At 55.8% G+C, this 18025-nt stretch carries 12 protein-coding genes; 4 read left to right on the top strand and 8 right to left on the bottom strand.

The genetic code is table 11. From position 1 onward, the window contains the following. Window positions 1-77: 77 nt before the first annotated feature. From ABIE64_RS02810 to ABIE64_RS02800, 3 genes are read left to right on the top strand one after another with little or no spacing between them, the layout of a single operon-like run. Window positions 78-821, top strand: a complete 744-nt coding sequence (locus ABIE64_RS02810; protein WP_341364504.1) for an ImuA family protein — start codon at window positions 78-80, stop codon at window positions 819-821. Then, complete coding sequence (locus ABIE64_RS02805) at window positions 751-2361, top strand: Y-family DNA polymerase (RefSeq protein WP_354376584.1); 1611 nt, start codon at window positions 751-753, stop codon at window positions 2359-2361. The genes ABIE64_RS02810 and ABIE64_RS02805 overlap by 71 nt, the downstream gene beginning before the upstream one ends. A gap of 1 nt (window position 2362) precedes the next feature. Then, window positions 2363-5704 (top strand): error-prone DNA polymerase, encoded by a 3342-nt coding sequence (locus ABIE64_RS02800; RefSeq protein ID WP_354376583.1) that lies wholly within the window; start codon window positions 2363-2365, stop codon window positions 5702-5704. A 64-nt stretch (window positions 5705-5768) separates the two neighbouring features. On the opposite strand, the gene ABIE64_RS02795 is transcribed toward ABIE64_RS02800, so the two are convergent. The 5 genes from ABIE64_RS02795 to ABIE64_RS02775 all read right to left on the bottom strand — a co-directional run bounded on the left by ABIE64_RS02795 (window position 5769) and on the right by ABIE64_RS02775 (window position 12799). Further along, a complete protein-coding gene (locus ABIE64_RS02795; protein WP_354376582.1) occupies window positions 5769-7520 on the bottom strand; it encodes a M14 family metallopeptidase in 1752 nt (583 codons plus the stop codon). Beyond that, window positions 7517-8371, bottom strand: coding sequence for an ABC transporter permease (locus ABIE64_RS02790; RefSeq protein ID WP_354376581.1), 855 nt, complete (start codon window positions 8369-8371; stop codon window positions 7517-7519). The genes ABIE64_RS02795 and ABIE64_RS02790 overlap by 4 nt, the downstream gene beginning before the upstream one ends. A gap of 4 nt (window positions 8372-8375) precedes the next feature. Further along, window positions 8376-9299, bottom strand: coding sequence for an ABC transporter permease (locus tag ABIE64_RS02785; protein WP_354376580.1), 924 nt, complete (start codon window positions 9297-9299; stop codon window positions 8376-8378). A 69-nt stretch (window positions 9300-9368) separates the two neighbouring features. After that, window positions 9369-10901, bottom strand: a complete 1533-nt coding sequence (locus tag ABIE64_RS02780) for an ABC transporter substrate-binding protein (protein WP_354376579.1) — start codon at window positions 10899-10901, stop codon at window positions 9369-9371. A gap of 65 nt (window positions 10902-10966) precedes the next feature. Beyond that, window positions 10967-12799 carry an ABC transporter ATP-binding protein gene (locus tag ABIE64_RS02775; RefSeq protein ID WP_063092683.1) on the bottom strand — a complete coding sequence of 611 codons (1833 nt, stop codon included), beginning with the start codon at window positions 12797-12799 and terminating at the stop codon, window positions 10967-10969. Between the two features lie 627 nt (window positions 12800-13426). Between ABIE64_RS02775 and ABIE64_RS02770 the strand changes: the two genes are divergently transcribed. Next, a complete protein-coding gene (locus ABIE64_RS02770; RefSeq protein WP_354376578.1) occupies window positions 13427-14140 on the top strand; it encodes a GNAT family N-acetyltransferase in 714 nt (237 codons plus the stop codon). A gap of 51 nt (window positions 14141-14191) precedes the next feature. On the opposite strand, the gene ABIE64_RS02765 is transcribed toward ABIE64_RS02770, so the two are convergent. The 3 genes from ABIE64_RS02765 to ABIE64_RS02755 all read right to left on the bottom strand — a co-directional run bounded on the left by ABIE64_RS02765 (window position 14192) and on the right by ABIE64_RS02755 (window position 17405). Next, entirely contained in the window at window positions 14192-15388 is a 1197-nt protein-coding gene (locus ABIE64_RS02765; protein ID WP_354376577.1) for a CmpA/NrtA family ABC transporter substrate-binding protein, read from the bottom strand. A 3-nt stretch (window positions 15389-15391) separates the two neighbouring features. Next, window positions 15392-15979: an ANTAR domain-containing response regulator gene (locus ABIE64_RS02760; protein ID WP_007091383.1), complete on the bottom strand. Its 588-nt coding sequence runs from the start codon at window positions 15977-15979 to the stop codon at window positions 15392-15394. Between the two features lie 118 nt (window positions 15980-16097). After that, window positions 16098-17405, bottom strand: coding sequence for an MFS transporter (locus tag ABIE64_RS02755; RefSeq protein ID WP_247643587.1), 1308 nt, complete (start codon window positions 17403-17405; stop codon window positions 16098-16100). Between the last annotated feature and the right edge of the window lie 620 nt (window positions 17406-18025).

The following is an 18025-nucleotide window of genomic DNA, read 5'->3' as shown; positions in this document are numbered from 1 at the left end:
TGACATTTCCCGGTCTTTGCTGCTTGACTCCTGTTCCGTCCTGACCACATAAAAAGAACAAATCAGGAACTTACATCATGTCGGACAGACGTCTTCATCTTGCCCGTGCTGCGTTGCAACGGGCCGAAAAACAATGGAAAGGACAGGTTGCCTGCCTGCCCGGCGGGACGGATCGGATCATGCGCCGTGCCTTTGGCGGGGTCGATCTGGCACATCATATCAGCATCGGGGGCATTGCCCCGGTGGGTCTGCATGAAATCATCTGCGGTCATGATGATACCGCCGCCTCCATTCTGGCATGGTATCTGGCACGACTTTCCATCGGGGATCAAACAGGCAAAAGCCTGTTTTGGATTCGACAACGGCGCGCGATTGACCAAGGCGGGCTTTATCCGCTTGCGCTGCCAGCGACGGATATGCCGGTCATGATGGTGGTTGATCGGCAGGCCACCGCCCTTTGGACCTGCGAGGAAGCGGCAAAATCCGGACAGATCGTCAGCATCATTGTCGAAACCACGGATTATGACCTGACTGCGGCACGCCGCCTGCAACTAGCCTGCGAAGCCGGACATACGCGCCTGATTGCGATCCGGCATATGCGGTCCGATGGCAAAACCACCGCATCAAGCGCGCATACGCGGTGGCGGATAACGCCGGAAGCAGCGAAACATTCAACAACAGGCAACCGACACATACTCAGCCTGATCGGGGGACGCGGGGTTCGACCGGGCAGCTGGAGAATGCAAATTGATGCAACAACGTTTTCTTTATCTGTGGCTGACGCACTGGAAAACAGATTGCCACCGGATCGATATGCCTGAAACCGGGGATGATACCCCGCAAACCGCACCATCCCCGCAACGGGAACCGGTCGTGATCACGCGAGCTGATCACAAGGGTGTGCTTGTCTGCGGCAGCAACAAGGCAGCACAATCACGCGGGCTGGCACCGGGCATGCGCCTTGCCGAAGCACGCAGCATATACCCGGCTTTGCGCGACCTTCCCGAACAGCCCGATCTTTATGAACGCCATCTGGCGCGTTTGATCCGCGCGATGGACCGATACAGCCCGTGGGTTGCCCGAGACCGGTTCTTGCAGGAAGCCGATCATAACCATACAGGTGATGCCGGATTGTGGCTTGAAATTACCGGCGGCAGTCACCTTTTTGGTGGCGAAAGTGCGCTTCTGGCGCTGGTTCTGCGCGATGTCAAATCACGTGGTTATGCTGGCCGTGCCGCCATTGCCGATACGGCAGGTGCGGCATGGGGGGCGGCACGATGCCACCCTGCTGCCTTGGCTGATCAACGGATTTTAAGCCTGCCGCGCGATCATGATATTGCCGCCGGTTTTCCGATATCCGCCCTGCGTCTGGCCGAACAGACACGTGTCACCCTGTTTCGGCTGGGGCTTAAACATCTGGGCGACATCACCCCGATGCCGCGTGCCAATATCACCACGCGCTTGGGGCCCGAAGTTTTGCAACGGCTTGATCAGTTTTATGGACGTCTGCCCGAACATCTGAATTTCAATTTGCCAGATCGGCCATGGCTGATCCGGCGCAGCTTTGGCGAACCGCTGGGCGATGCGGCCAATCTGGCGATTACGGTTGAAAGCATGGTAACGGAACTCTGCAACAATCTGGCGCAGGAAAATCTGGGTCTGCGCCGCATTATCCTGCGCTGTGTACGGGTTGACGGGCATACCCATACCATCACACTTGGTACCGGAAGCCCGTGCCAGTCCGCCCCGCATGTGTTGCGATTGCTGTCTGAAAAAATGCCCGGTGTCGATACTGGTTTTGGCATCGAACAGGTGATTGTCTACGCCCCGTGGGTCGAACATGTGGCCTTTCGCCAGTCGCGCCTTGACCAGCAACAGGAAGAAACCACCGACCAGATTGCCCTTGCCCAGTTGATCGACCGGATTTCCCATCATCTGGGTCCGCGCGACATGCTGTTTCACCCCGGCCACCACGCCAGCCACTTGCCTGAACAGGCTTCTGTGCGACAGGCCGTTAACGCCCGGACATATCCGGCCAGACGCACCGACATGACATTGCCCAAACGCCCGGCACGCCTGATCGACCCGCCCGAACCGGTCGAAATCCTTGCGCGCGACACCAATGACACGCCAAGCCGCCTGCGCTGGCGCAAAATGGCGGTCGACATCATCCATGCCGAAGGACCCGAACGGATTTGCCCGGAATGGTGGCAATGCCTTGATCAGGATGAATATGCCCTATCCCCCAAAACGCGGGATTATTTCCGCATCCGCGATCAGGCAGGCCGATTGTTATGGGCCTTTCGCACCGGCCCAACCGGGCAGGATATCTGGTCCATCCATGGATTATTCGGGGACTGACATGACCGATTTCCCCCTTCAGCAATCGGCACCTGCCTATGCCGAATTACAGGTCAGCAGCAATTTTTCCTTCCTGCGCGGGGCCTCCCACGCCGAGGAACTGGTTCTTATGGCCGCAACCAAGGGACTGCATGCTATTGCGATAACCGACTGCAACACCTTGGCCGGGGTCGTGCGTGGCCACACCGCACATCAGCCCCACAGGGACCGGCTGAATTATATTGTCGGCTGTCGGCTTGATCCCGTCGATGGTCCGTCGCTGTTATGTTATCCGACGGACCGCATGGCCTATGCCCGGTTATGCCGGTTACTGACCCTTGGCAAACGCCGTGCGCCAAAGGGTGAATGCGAAATTTATCTGGCGGATATCATAAGTCACGCCGACGGGTTGCTTTTCATCGCGGTTCCGCCACAAGTCCCCGATGACACCTTTCGCTCGCAGCTGATCGACCTGAAACGCCACTTATCAGGCCGTTTATGGCTTGCCATCGGTCGGTTCATGGACGGGTTTGATAGCGAACGGCTGGCCTTTACCGAGGCGGTCGAGGCAGAACTTGCTATCCCCGCAGTTATCACCAATGACGTGCACATGCATGTCCGGTCGCGCAAACCGTTGCAGGATGTCCTGACCTGTATTCGCCATCATTGCCGGATCGAGGATGCCGGATATCGGCTGTTTCCCAATGGCGAACGCCATGTCAAAAGCCCGCAGGACATGGCGAAACTTTTCCCGACACATCCCGAATGGCTGGCCCGCACCGTCGAAATCGCCGATCAATGCCAATTCTCGTTATCCGAATTACGCTATGAATATCCCGATGAAAATGACGGATCAGGCGAAGGCACGCAGGAACGCCTGACCCGCCTGACATGGGAAGGTGCTCATAAACGCTATCCCGACGGCATCCCCGACAAGGTCCGGGGATTGATCGAAGCAGAACTTAAACTGATCGACGAACTCGGCTATGCCCCCTATTTCCTGACCGTGCATGACATTGTCGCCTTTGCCAGATCGCAAAACATTCTGTGTCAAGGACGCGGATCGGCCGCCAATTCATCGGTCTGTTTCTGTCTGCATGTCACATCGGTCGACCCGGCCAAGGTGGAACTTCTGTTTTCGCGCTTCATCAGCAACGCACGGAACGAGCCGCCTGACATTGATGTCGATTTCGAACATGAACGCCGCGAAGAGGTGATCCAGCATATCTATCAACGTTATGGCCGGGAACGGGCCGGATTGACGGCAACCGTGATTTCATACCGGTCGCGAAGCGCCATCCGCGATGTCGGCAAGGTGTTCGGCCTGCCCGAAGACACCATTGTCAAACTGACCAAAACCATCTGGGGATCGGGCAGCAAGGGGGCCCATGATGAAATGATGCGTCAGTCGGGCATTCATCCCGATGAACCGCGCTTAAAGGCGGTACTTGATCTGGCAGGAGAACTGACCGGGTTCCCCCGCCATCTGTCCCAGCATGTCGGGGGTTTTGTCATCACCCGCGGGCCGTTATGCGAACTGTCCCCGATTGCCAATGCCGCGATGGAGGACCGCACCACCATCGAATGGGACAAGGACGATATCGATGCGCTGGGTATCCTGAAGGTCGATGTGCTTGCCCTTGGAATGCTAAGCTGCATTCACAAGGCATTCGATGAATTGCGGAACCACAAGAATATCGATCATGATCTGGCAACCCTTCCCAAGGAAGACGGGCGGGTTTACGACATGCTGGAAAAAGCCGACAGCATCGGCACGTTTCAGGTCGAATCTCGCGCGCAAATGAGCATGCTTCCACGATTAAAGCCGCGCAGCATCTATGACCTGACCATTCAGGTTGCCATTGTCCGCCCCGGCCCGATCCAGGGCGGCATGGTTCACCCCTTCCTCCAACGGCGCATGGGCCGCGAAAAGGTCGATTACCCGTCAAAGGAACTCGAAGCCGTTTTAAAGCGCACCTGTGGCGTGCCGCTGTTTCAGGAACAGGCCATGCAGATTGCCATCGTGGCTGCCGGCTATACGGGGGGCGAAGCCGATGAATTGCGCCGTGCCATGGCAACTTTTCGCCGCACCGGCACGATTGGCGCGCATCGCGACAAATTCATCAATGGCATGCAAAAAAACGGATATGACGCCGAGTTTGCCGAACGCTGCTTCAAACAGATCGAAGGCTTCGCCGATTACGGCTTTCCCGAAAGCCATGCAGCCAGTTTTGCCATCCTTGCCTATGCGTCATCATGGCTTAAATGCCATCATCCTGATGTGTTTTTATGCGCCCTTCTGAACGCGCAACCGATGGGGTTTTATGCCCCGGCGCAACTGGTTGCGGATGCCAAAAATCATGGTATCCGGGTGCTTGAAATCGATATCAATCACAGTTTCTGGGACAATCATCTGGAACGGGAACTGGGCCGCGCCAGCGGTCATCTTTCCGTCCGGCTGGGCTTCCGCCAGATCAAGGGGTTCGGGCAGTTCGATGCCCTGTCCCTGATCGCAAACCGCCCGACCGGCGGATTTCAGGATATCTTTCTGATGGCACGCCAGACCGGGCTATCCCCCGCCGCCCTTGAAAAACTGGCCGAAGCCGATGCGTTTGGCTCCCTTGGCCTGTCACGGCGCGAAGCGTTATGGGCGGTCCGCCGGTTTGGCAAGGGGCGCAAGGCCCCGGCGGCCTTACCCCTGTTTGAAGCAGCCCAGAATTTCAACCACAATATGGGCGTTTCCGCCGAATTCGGGCCCGAAGCCCCGGTCAATCTGCCAATTATGGGACCGGGCGAAGAAATCATCGAAGATTACGCCAGCCTGCGGCTGTCGCTTAAGGGGCACCCTGTATCGATGCTGCGCGATGCCCTGTCCGCAGCCGGGGTGTGCAAATCGACCGATCTGGTCAATTTCAAGAATAACGAACGGATCAACCATGCCGGTCTTGCCATTGTTCGCCAGCGCCCCGGCACCTCGTCCGGCGTGGTTTTCATAACGCTTGAGGATGAAACAGGCATCACCAATCTGGTCGTCTGGAGCAAGGTGATGGAACAGTTCCGCCGCGAGGTCATGACCGCAACCGTCCTTGGCGTATCAGGCAAGCTTCAGCGCGAAGACGGTGTCACCCACATCATTGCCGATAAACTGGTTGACCTGTCAGGGATGCTGCAAAGCCTGACCGATAACACCCGCATTGCACGCGCCAATAACGCCCATCCCCGCAACCTGCGCTGGGCCACACCCGCCGCAGGACCATCCGATCAAACCAGCCCCGTCCCCCAAAACCTTGATCAGCTTGAACAACGCCACGGCAAACAGCAAAACACATCACGCCTTAAGGTCGACAGCCACGATTTCCATTAATCCCTCAAACGAAAACACCCCGGCATTTGCACCGGGGTGTTTTGCAAAAGGCCGACATGATCGATCAATCTTTATCAAGGTTCTGCCATGCGTCATAGGCGGTAACAACCGTTGCCATCTGCGCAGTATGGGCCGCGATGAAGGCATCGCCATAGATCGTTTCATCGGGATATTCGGTAATCAGGGTCAGCGGCACGTCATGACGATCATCAATGGAAATCATACACGGGAAACCATTGATGATCCGAAAACCGGTTTCACCGGCATGAATGCGATACAGATCAATCTGTGCCGCGTTGAATGCCAGAAGCCCCGGAATGGCGGCAAGTTTTCGGGTGACCTGATCGATAAAGTTTTCCGCCCGTTCCGACCATTCATCATGATGACGCATGATCAGGAAGAACCCCTTTGGCAGGGTCCACATGCCAAAGCCGCGCGGAACATACCCCGAAAGCGGTCGGGTCCATTCATGACAGGGATAGCCATGCAGATTAACATGCAGGCTTGCCCCGCTGATGGCACGCGCCCGAACCCGGATTTCCTTTTCATAAAGGCCATCACCGCTGCGGTATTCCATATCATCGCCAAGCGCTGTATAGCGCGCCGCGTGATGCATATGGTTCGGGTTATCGACAATCAGGCGCTGATGAAGGGCATAACCATCCGGATTTTCCAGCGGTGAAATCGTGAAATGCGCCCCATCGCGTTTTGCCAGCTCCAACGCCCCGCGAAGCGCGCCCGCAACACCTGAAATCTCGTTGGGATGCTGCCCGCCACTGATCATGACCGGCAAATCCGTCCCCTTGTGATAGCGCGCATTCAAAATCCGCCCGGATCGCGACCTCGCATGGAATTCTTCGCCCTCGATCCCGTCAAGCTCGGCCCGGATTTGCGCAACCGTCAACGGGCGGGTGGCGTGATCAATCTGTTGCATCTCACCCGCTATCTCGTCCTTTGACAGGGGGCGTAACTCAACCGTGACCCGGGCGTCACCATCATCGGATACCTGACGGATTTCCGGGACGATCTGCCCCGGCTGCAATCCACGATCGCCCAGCGGGCGGCCTGATTTGACCTGAAAATATTCCAGCAGCGAGAAATAGAAATCCTCGTGCAGGGCTTCATGAAGGCTCAGAACCTCGTGACCATGGGCGATCTTCTGATCATGCCCCGGCAGATCGACCGCGATATTCAGCTCTTCGAAATAGGGTTCCTGATCGCCCCAGTCATAATCGGCAATGGCCGCCATGGTTTGGGCAAAAAGCGCCTCATATTCGGTTTCAATCCGTTCATCGCGGACAATCTGACCATCGGCATCGATAATCCGCACCCACCCGGTCGGCGACAGGTGGGTTTCATCAACCACATCCTGATGCACCCGGTTTGGCGCAAAAACTTCATGACGGGTTTCAACCCCATCCGCCCCACGCAGGATCACATCATAGGTGCAATCGCAACGATCCGATGCCTCGAACGTGATCAAGGCTGGCGCAACCAGGGCCGCCAAGGGATAGGTTTCAAGCAGGAAGCGATTATCCGCCGCATTTTGATGGCGCGGATAACGCACCGTGATATCGGCAATGCCCGACTTTGCCAGATCAATATCTTCAAGGAAGAAATGCAAAAGCGGCTTATAGGCACTGCGAATGCGCGCCTTGACCCCCTGCTGGGCCAACTTTGCCTCGGTAGCGACACGGGTTTGGGCATCGTTAAACAGCCATGCCTCGATAAGCTGCCCGGGGCTGGCGGCCTTGACGATTTCGTCGCTCAGATTTGGGAGGGTCGGCGCAAAGGTGGTGGCGAAAATCTGTGTCATTTGGACGTCCTGCCTGTGGGGTCAAGGCTATCGCGCAGCCAGTCGCCCAGAAGGTTCAGGCCAAGCACGGTCAGAAGAATGGCAAGCCCGGGGAAAACCGATACCCACCAGGCATTCTGCAAATAAGTCCGCCCATCCGCCAGCATCCCGCCCCAGCTTGGGATCAGGGGGTCAACCCCCAGCCCAAGGAAGGTCAGGCTGCTCTCAAGCAGGATATTGGTCGCAACATTAAGCGTCATCAGAACGATAACCGGCCCGATCAGGTTGGGCAGAAGGTGACGGAACAGGATATGAATATCGCGCACGCCAATCGCCTTGGCCGACTGGATGAATTCCCGATCCCTTAGCGACAGAACCGATCCCCGCACCAGACGGGCATATTGCACCGATTGCGCAATGATCAGCAGAATGATCATGTTGGTCAGTCCACCGCCGATGATCGCGATAAAGGTGATCGCCAGCAAAATGAACGGCAATGCAAGCTGCACATCAGCAAAGCGCATCACGATCATGTCCCAGAAACCGCGATAATATCCCGATATCAGGCCCATGATCACACCAATGACAACCGCCCCGGCAACGGAAAGCAAACCAACCTGAAGTGATATTTTGCCCCCTGAAACCACACGCGCCAGAACGTCACGCCCCAGCGGATCGGTGCCAAAAATATGATCGGCATTGGTAAACGGCGCGATCAGGCGGGCCGAAAGATCAATCTTGTCCGCCCCACCGGCAAACAGCAGATCGGAAAACACGACCAGAAAACAGATGCCACCGGTCAGAACAGCACCCAGAACGAATTCAAGATTTTTAAAACGCGCAAACCGCGCCTTGGTTGCAGTGGTCGCCATGGGGTTACTCCGTCCGGATACGTGGATCAATCAGGCCATAGGCAATGTCGACAAGCAGGTTCACCCCGACAATCATGATCGACAGAACCGTAATCACGGCCTGTAAAACCGGATAATCACGTGCACCAACGGCCTCAAAGGCCAGCGTGCCCATTCCCGGCCAGTTAAACACCAGCTCAACGACAACAATCCCGCCCAGAAGATTGCCAAACTGCAAACCGAAATAAGTCACAAGCGGGATCGCACAGTTGCGAAGCGCGTGTTTATAAAGAACGACCTTCTCGCTAAGCCCCTTGGCGCGCGCGACCATGATGTATTGCGACTGAAGGGTTTCCAGCATCGAGGTCCGCACAAGCCGCACATTGGTCGCGGTCAGGATCACCCCCATGGTGATGGCTGGCATGATGAAGTTCTCAATCCCCGTCATGCCACTTGGCGGCAGAAGCCGGAAAGTAATCGACAGCAACAGCACCAGCATGATCGCCAGCCAGAAATTCGGGAATGACAACCCCACCAGCGACAGGATGCGAATGACCTGATCGGGCCATTTGCCACGCGAAATGGCGGCCTTGATCCCCAGCGGGATCGAAATCACGATCGACACAAACATCGATGCAAACGCCAGCATCAGGGTAGCGGGCAATGCATTGCCAATCAGGGTGGAAACCTGCGTTCCACCAAGGAAGGATCTACCGAAATCAAGGCTGAAAAGCCCCAGCATGAAATCGGCATACTGAACAAAAAACGGCTGGTTCAAACCAAGGGATTCACGAATACGTGCAAGGTCTTCCTCGGTGATGCTGCCGGCCCCCTGGCTTAGCATCAGCGCCGGGTCACCCGTCAAACGGATGGCAAACGAGACAATCAATGTCACCGCGACGACCACGAAAATCGCCTGCAAAAGGCGTTTGATCAGAAAACCAGCCAAAACACTTGTCCTTTAAAGAAATAGGCATGAAAGCCGCCCGGCATCTGTCCGGGCGGCTTTCGTTTCACATCAGTCGACAGTCACTTCCGTCAGGCGCAGACGGCTGTCGGGAACCGGGGTGAAATTCTTGACGCGCTTGGAAACCCCAAAGATCGCATTGAGGTTATAAAGCGGCATTTCCAGCGCGCGATCGGCGGTGTAATGCGCGATCGACTGCAGGATTTCTTCACGTTTGGCACGGTCGGTAATCGCACGCTGGGATTCCAGCAGCTTGTCGAGTTCCGGGTCGCTGTCATACGGGTTCCACTTTTCGCCCGTGTGATACATGAAGTAAGCGGTGTTATCATAATCAAGCGTCCAGCCGCCCCACGACTGCTGGAACATCGCACCGGTTTTACCCGCCGGAATGATGTCATTAAGCAGAACGTTGGTTTCATAAGGCTTGATCGTCGCATTCAGGCCAATCACCTGAAGGTAGCTGGCAACGGCCTGAGCAACTTCGTTAAAGGTTGCGTCATTGCCGCGAATGTCGATCTGGATTTTCGTGCCCAGTGCAACACCGGCTTCTTTCAAAAGCGCCTGTGCCTTGGCCGGATCATACGGCAACGGTTTCATCGACGGGTCATTGCCAAACGACAATTCACCCTGGAAACTTGCAATCGGCGCTGCCTGACCACCAAGGATCGAGTCAATGATCGCCTGACGATCCACACCGTAAATCATCGCCTTACGGACTTTTTCATCCGCCGTGATGCCATTGCCGGTGTTAAAGCGAAGCGCATAAACCGTCGGGCTTACGGTGGTGACGATATCGATATTTTCGTCTTCTTCAATGGTCGGGATCATGCCAATCGGAATGGTCGGCGGAATGACAAGGTCAACGTTCCCGGCCTGAAGTTCCGCAACCGCGGTCGACGGTTCACTGATGAAGCGATACTTGATGGTTGAAAGTTTCGGCGCACCGCCCCAATGATCAGCATAGGCTTCAAGTGTCAGACCAACTTTCGGCTCATAGGAAACCATTTTGAACGGACCGGTGCCGATCGGATGGGCGTTGAAATAATCTTCGCCTTTTTCCGCGATATATTTCGGCGGAACAATCATCGCACCATAGCCGGCAAGCTTGGTCAGGAGCACCGGATCCGGCTGGGTCAGATGCATATCGACGGTGTTTTCGTCGATGACTTCGACCGATTTGATCGCGGCATAGTTTGACCGCTGCGGCCCTTTTTTGCCTTCATCGCCCATCAGGCGATCAAAGGTGAATTTGACCGCTTCGGCATTGAACGGCTCGCCATTCTGGAAGGTCACGCCTTCGCGCAGATGGAAACGGATGCGCGTGCCGCCATCAAATTCTTCCCATGATGACGCAAGCCCCGGAACCAGTTTGGCATCCGGCCCGCGATAGGTCAGACCGTCATAAATATTGGTCGCAACCGACGACCAGTTGACCAGAAACGTATCGACCGGGTCCCAGCTACCGGGGTCCTGTGGTGATGAAATGGTCAAGGTGCCTTCGGCATATGCCGGCGCAGTTGCCATCAGACCGCCCGCAAAGGCAAGAGCCATCAGCGCACTGCGCATTCCCTGTTTTTTCGTCATGTTATTTTTTCTCCGTTGTTGGTGGCTTGGCGCGAGGGGAGACAGGCTTGCGACCCAAGGGCCGCTTAACGTGCGTCGGCCACAAAGTGACCGGGCGCAATTTCACGATGGGCAAGAATGGCCGGCTCATCACCGACCCGACGGATCGGGCTTGGAATTTCACCATCCATCAGGATACGGTCGCGCAGGATTGTGGGGTCGGCGACCGGTACGGCACTCAGAAGCCGCTGGGTATAGGGATGGGTTGGCGTTTCAAGAACCTGCTGACGCGATCCAAGTTCGGCAACCTGACCAAGATAAAGCACGGCGACCCGATGGCTCATTTTTTCAACCACCGCCATGTCATGGCTGATGAACAGATAGGCAAGCCCGTGTTCTTCCTGAAGTTCCATGAACAGATTGATGATCTGCGCCTGGATCGACACATCAAGGGCCGAAAGGGCTTCGTCGGCGATGATCAGCTTGGGATTGGATGCCAACGCGCGCGCAATGCAGATACGCTGGCGCTGACCACCGGAAAATTCATGCGGGTAACGATTGGCATGGGCCGATGTCAGGCCAACCCGTTCCAGCAGCTGGTCAACCCGCGCAGCAATCTGTTTTTCACCGTCAATCAGTCGGTGCGTGCGGATCGGCTCGGCAATCGAAAATCCGATTTTCTTGCGCGGATCAAGGGACGCAAACGGATCCTGAAAGATATACTGGATCTCCTGACGCAGGCGCTGCTGTTCGCCTTTGCCCATGTCACTGAATGCGCGACCTTCGAAACTGATATTGCCCGCCGTTGCCTTTTGCAATTGCTGGATCGTTCGGCCAATGGTCGATTTGCCCGATCCGGACTCCCCGACAAGCGCCAGCGTTTCACCGCGATAAATATCAAAACTGACATTCTCGACCGCGTGAACCCGGTGGGAAACCCCGCCAAACAGGCCCTTTTTGATATCAAAGCGCGTTACCAGATCACGCACCGACAATAACGGGGCCTCGTCGTAACGTGCGGTATTCTGGATATGCTCCGTCCCGACCAGACGCGGCGTATCGCCATCCATCATCGTCACCGGGAACCGTTTGGGGAATGCTTCGCCCGTCATGCTGCCCAGTTTCGGAACTGCGGATAGCAATGTCTGGGTATAGGGATGGGCCGGATTGGCAAAAATATCGGCAACCGTGCCTTCTTCGACCTTTTTGCCCTTCCACATGACGACAACATCATCGGCAACCTCGGCAACAACCCCCATGTCATGGGTGATGAAAATCACCGCCATGCCAAGTTCTTGTTGCAGATCACGGATGATGGTCAAAATTTGCGCCTGAATGGTCACATCAAGGGCCGTGGTCGGTTCATCCGCAATCAGGACCTTGGGCCGACAGGCAAGCGCCATGGCAATCATGACGCGCTGGCGCATCCCGCCCGAAAGCTGATGGGGATACCGCCCCAAAAGTTCCTGCGCATCGGGCAGCCGCACCATATCAAGCAGCCGTTTGCTTTCAACAAGCGCATCGGGCTTGGACATGCCTTCATGCAGCATCAGGGATTCCGCAATCTGATCGCCGATGGTGAAAACCGGATTCAGCGACGTCATCGGTTCCTGAAAGATCATCGCGATGTCTTTGCCGCGAATGCGGCGCATCTGTTTTTGCGACAGTGCCAGCAAATCTTCATCGCGATCTTTTGACGTAAACCGGATACGCCCCGATGCATAGGATGCGCCCATCATATCGGCCAGACGCATGATCGACATCGATGTCACCGATTTGCCCGATCCGGACTCTCCGACAATTGCCAATGTCCTTCCGGGTTTCACGGCAAAACTCAGATTTTCGATGACCCGGCTGTCGCCGAACTCAACGGACAAATCTTCGACGGACAGGATCGGAACAGAAACAGCATCAGTCACGCAAACATCCTCGGCAATGTAAGGCGGATGCGCGGGTGGCGCGCACCGGTCAAACCGGTATCAGTGCTGCAAGAAACGACGGCCGCAAAGAAGGAATTTTCTTCAGGCACGGTGGGGGCCGTGACCTTCTGATCATGCGTAACGGAAAGTTGTAACGCGGTCCCTCTTAACGACGATTGCCAACAACCCTGATACCGAATTCATGGTTTTTTATTTTGTATACAAACCTCATCATTTATTCGACAAATTGTCAACGAATTGAATTTCACTAAATTCAATTCGGTTTAAATGCCCTGCTGCCGCATAATCCACTGCACAGCCCGAACGTATTAAAGGTTTGTTTCAAAACCGCAATTTTGCATCGCAACATTTCACCATGTTTCTGGTGTATGCCAACGCACTTCACAATCAAAAGACGACCCCATCACATCGCTTTCGGAACCCACCCCGAAGACTCCTCATGCACCGGCACCAACCATCCTTCCCTTTGCCAAACCATGGCCGGTTTTGGAATGCCCCTTTCCGGTCAGAAAATTGGCACCATTAATTTTACCAAAACGGCTCTTTATGGCGCACCAATAATATCCCAGACTGCATGCTCCCTCGCCCCGCAACAAAGGTCATCAGATGCCATCCGAACATAAAAACGAATTTGGCCAGCCGGTCGGGCGCCCGGTTGAAAACTGGCAAGAATGCCCGATGCCACCACGCAGTGACATGGCTGGCCGCCATGTCATTGTCAGTCCGACCGATGTGAAACGCGACGCCAGACAGCTATTTAACGCCAACCGCACAGCCATGGACGGATCGCGCTTTACCTATCTTTTCACCGATGCCTTCGCCGATTTTGATGCTTATCAGGCGTGGCTCGAAACCATGACCGCCACCCGCGACCCGATGCTTCATACCATCATCGACAAGGCATCGAACAAGGCCGTCGGCATTGCCGCCTTCATGCGGACCGATACCAAATTTGGCGGCATTGAAATCGGCAATATCAATTATTCCCCGGCGCTTTCGAAAACCATCGGCGGGACAGAGGCGATGTATCTGATGATGAAACGCGCCTTTGACGAACTGGGTTACCGCCGGTACGAATGGAAATGCGACGATCAGAACGCCCCATCACGTGCCGCCGCCCTGCGATATGGCTTCACCTACGAAGGCACCTTCCGCAACCACATGGTCTATAAGGGCCGCAACCGCGATACCGCATGGTTTTCGATTACCGATCTTGAATGGCCGATGGTCAGGGCCGCGTTCGAAGCATGGCTTGCCCCCGGCAACTTTGATGAAACCGGCAAACAACGCAGCAGCCTGCAAAGCTTCCGCAGGGCATAATCGCGCCAATAATATCGCCCCATGAATCACGCCTCTGGTCCGGTGCCGGTTTTATTCCCCGACACCGGCAAAGCTGCGCATGTCGAATATGCTGTTATCCAGAAACGCATCCGGGCCGACAAACGCCCGGTCGGCGGCATCATTCGCGCCCTCGACCCGCCAGTCATCATGCGGAAGCGCAACATCAAGCCCCTTGACCGCACGACGATAAAGATCAGGACGATAAATGTCGGAAATAAGCGTACCGAAATCGACAGAGGCATCCACCTGCCCCCAGCGCTGCATCTGTGCGCCAACCCACGCCCCCTGCGACAGCCACGGGAACGTCGCGGTATAGCGATAAAACACATGGCGATCAGGCGCCTCAATCGGGTTGTCACCGGGTTTAAGTACCGGCCGGCCAAGTAACGAGGCCCGCAGAATATCAAACGATGCCCCGACGTGATTTTCACCAGACAGCAATTGCGCCAGTTCGGTGCGGTTTTCCGGCTGATCGGCCCATTCCGCCGACCGGACAAGCGCACGCACCAGCGCATCCACCGTATCGGGATTGGATTGCACCCAGTCTTCGCGCACGCCAAGAACCTTTTCCGGGCTACGCGCCCAGATATCTTCCTTAAGCGCGACAATCACCCCGTCCCCATGGAACACCGCCCGCTGGTTCCACGGTTCCCCCACGCAATACCCATCGACCCAGCCATTGCGCAGACTGTCAAACATGCGCGGCGGTGCGATGACGCCGATATTGACGTCCTTGTCCGGGTCAATACCGCCCGCCGCCATCCAGTAACGCAGTTCGTAATTATGGCTCGAATACGGGAATACGGTCGCAAAGGACATGATCGGGCGACCATCCGCCCGGTCCTCGTCGATCACCTTTTTAAGCGCCCGCGCCGAAAGCCCGCGCGGCCCATGCATCGCCGCCGGATCTGCTTCAAGCATCCGCTGATAAAGCCGGGTTGAAACCGTAATCGCATTCCCGCCGCGCCCCAGCGCCATAGGAACCGCAATGCGTTGCGAGGGCATCCCGCCAAGGCCAAGCCGCGCTGCCAGCGGAATACCCGCAAGCAGATGCGCCGCATCATAAACCCCATAAGACAGCTTGTCGCGAATGGCCGCCCAGGACATTTCCCGGATCAGGGTCAGGTCGATATTTTCTTCCTCGGCAAAGCCCTTGGCACGCGCCACGACAGGCAGGGCACAATCCACAAGCGGCACAAAGCCAAGTCGAACCTGTTTAAGGGACATGCGTTAGAACTCCAACTGAAAGGCCGTGATCACGCTTTGCGCGATTTCAGAAATTTTGCGGTTCTGTTTCATGGCGTTTTTGCGCAGCAGGTTATAGGCCTCGTCCTCGCTCAGCCCCTTTTCCTGCATCAACAATCCTTTGGCCCGGTCGATCAGCTTGCGATCATTAAGCTTGGCCTTGGCCTCGTCGCGTTCGCGGCGCAATTGATCAAACGCGTTAAAACGCGAAATCGCCATTTCGACGATGGGCCGAATACGATCCTGGCGCAAGCCATCAACAACATAGGCACTGACCCCGGCCTCGACCGCCTCGCGGATCGTGTTGCTGTCGCTTTGATCGACAAACATCGCAATCGGGCGCGCAATAACGCGCGATACCTGAAACATCTGTTCAAGCGTATCACGGTCGGGATTTTCAAGATCAATGATGATGATGTCGGGGGCCAACGCCTGAATGCGTTCGACCAGATTGTATGACGTGCCAATGCGGCTGACACGGGTATAGCCACTTTCGACAAGGCCGCGCTCGACAATCGCGGCACGGTCCGGGTTTTCGTCGATCACCAGAATGCTGAAGTCTTCAAGCTTCATTTAGAACCTTTTCCCTGACGATCAAGGTCTCTCTCCTGTCTGTTCTTTTTCGCCCGGACCTTGATGGCCCGGTGGAAACCGGGATGCGGCACATGTCGCATCCCGGAAAGATCGTATGTTATTCTGCCGGAACCGCCTGCGCACCGGATGGCAGCGCATCGCGTTCCTGCATGGCTTTTTCGAAACGTTCCTTTTCCTCGGCCACGGTCTTTTCCGAGAAACGAACCGCAAGGGCTGCAAAGGAACAGACAATCACGGCAATACCAAGATACATCAGTCCCTGCTGATAGGTCAGTGCTTCGGATTTGAACAGGAAGCCCGCGGCAACCGCCCCGGCATTCCCGCCCGCACCAACAATACCGGCAACCGAACCAAGCGCCTTGCGGTTAACAAACGGAACAATCCCGAATGTTGCCCCTTCGGACATCTGCACGAAAAGCGAGAAGACCACCATCATCGACACCGCGATGACCAGCGCATCCATCATCGAAAACGCAACAAGCGCAACACCTTCAATGAACAGTGCTAGAAACAGGAATTTGACCCGCCCCGAAAGCCCGCCCTTGGCGGCAAACTTGTCGGAAAACACCCCGCCCAGCGTGCGGGCAAAGATGTTCATCAAACCAAACAGACCGGCAATCAGACCGGCTGTCTGAAGGCTAAGTTCAAACCGGTCAAAGAAATAGATCGCGGCGATGTTGTTGATCGTAAGCTCGACACCGAAACACGCCCCGTAAACCAGAAACAGCGCCCAGACCCGGTAATCCTTGGCTGCGGCCAGCATGCCCTTGGTCGCACCGGCATGATCGTCTTCCGGTGACAGGGCACCGCTTTTGCGCATGTCGGCATAGTTGCCATCCGGCGCATCGGTGGTGAAGAACCAGTAAAGTGCCGCAACCACCAGCATGATCACACCCGGAAAGACCATCGCCAGACGCCAGCCCATGGTTTCCGAAACACCAAAGCCAAGCACCATGGCAAGGATCAGCGGCATGACCATCTGTGTCACACCACCGCCAAGATTGCCCCAGCCCGCCGTGGTCGCATTTGCGGTCCCAACAACGTTCGGCGCAAACATGGTCGAGGTGTGATACTGCGTGATCACGAACGATGCTCCGATCGAACCGATAGCAAGACGCGCCAGCAGGAATGTTTCATAACTATCGGCAAGCCCGATCAGCATGACCGGTAGGGAACCGATAACCAGCAACGCCGTATAGGTCTTGCGCGGGCCGATCTTGTCGCAAAGCGGCCCGATCAGAAGACGGACCAGAACCGTGATCGCGACAGACGCAATGATGGTATTGCCGATTTCACCCTTGGTCAGGCCAAGATCGTCACGCACAAGCGGCATCAGCGGCGCAATACCGAACCAGCCAAAGAAACACAGGAAGAAGGCAAGCCAGGTCAGGTGGAAAGTCCGCATCTGAACAGTCCTGAGACTGAAGAGATTGATCCGCGGAGCCTTGTTTTTGATTTCCATAACAATGAAGCCCTTCGTTTGGGTCACTCCGAACCGGTTTCCCGGTTGTCGCGACCGACGGTTATTTCCCCAAGGGCCGCACGCTTCATCAGATGGATTCCGCTGGCGGCCCGTCATTCGTTTCGACTGCGGCTGCGCCATCGTTGCGCGCCAAAATCGAACGTCTGATCGCCCGCCATTGGACGAAGAACTGTGAGTCACCCGTCATTGGGCCTGCTTCCGTCGAAGCGGCTCACACGAAACAAGTTGTGCAAACCGCGCGCCAATTTTTTCGCGTTGCGGAAATTTTCAAATAATCACCTGAAATCCAAAGCATTTTAACCACCGCAACCGCACAAACAGAAAACCCACCCCATCAACGAGCCTTGTATTTGCACATTTTTTAATCTCATCATTTTGCGTGTGGTTATTTTTTAAACAATCACAGGCTTCGTGCAATTCTTGCATATCCCGTGGGCATCAAAAATCTTATTTTAAATCAGTATTTTGCAAGTTTTTCGGCGCAATCTGCAGTTCTGGCACGCAACTTGTATAGTAAGGGACAAGAGCGCGGGCAAGGTCGC

The organism is Thalassospira sp. MBR-102 (assembly GCF_040549275.1).
GTDB classification, from domain to species: Bacteria; Pseudomonadota; Alphaproteobacteria; order Rhodospirillales; family Thalassospiraceae; genus Thalassospira; species Thalassospira xiamenensis.
The sequence above is the reverse complement of the archived record's forward strand: the minus strand, read 5'-3'. Positions and strand labels throughout refer to the sequence as shown.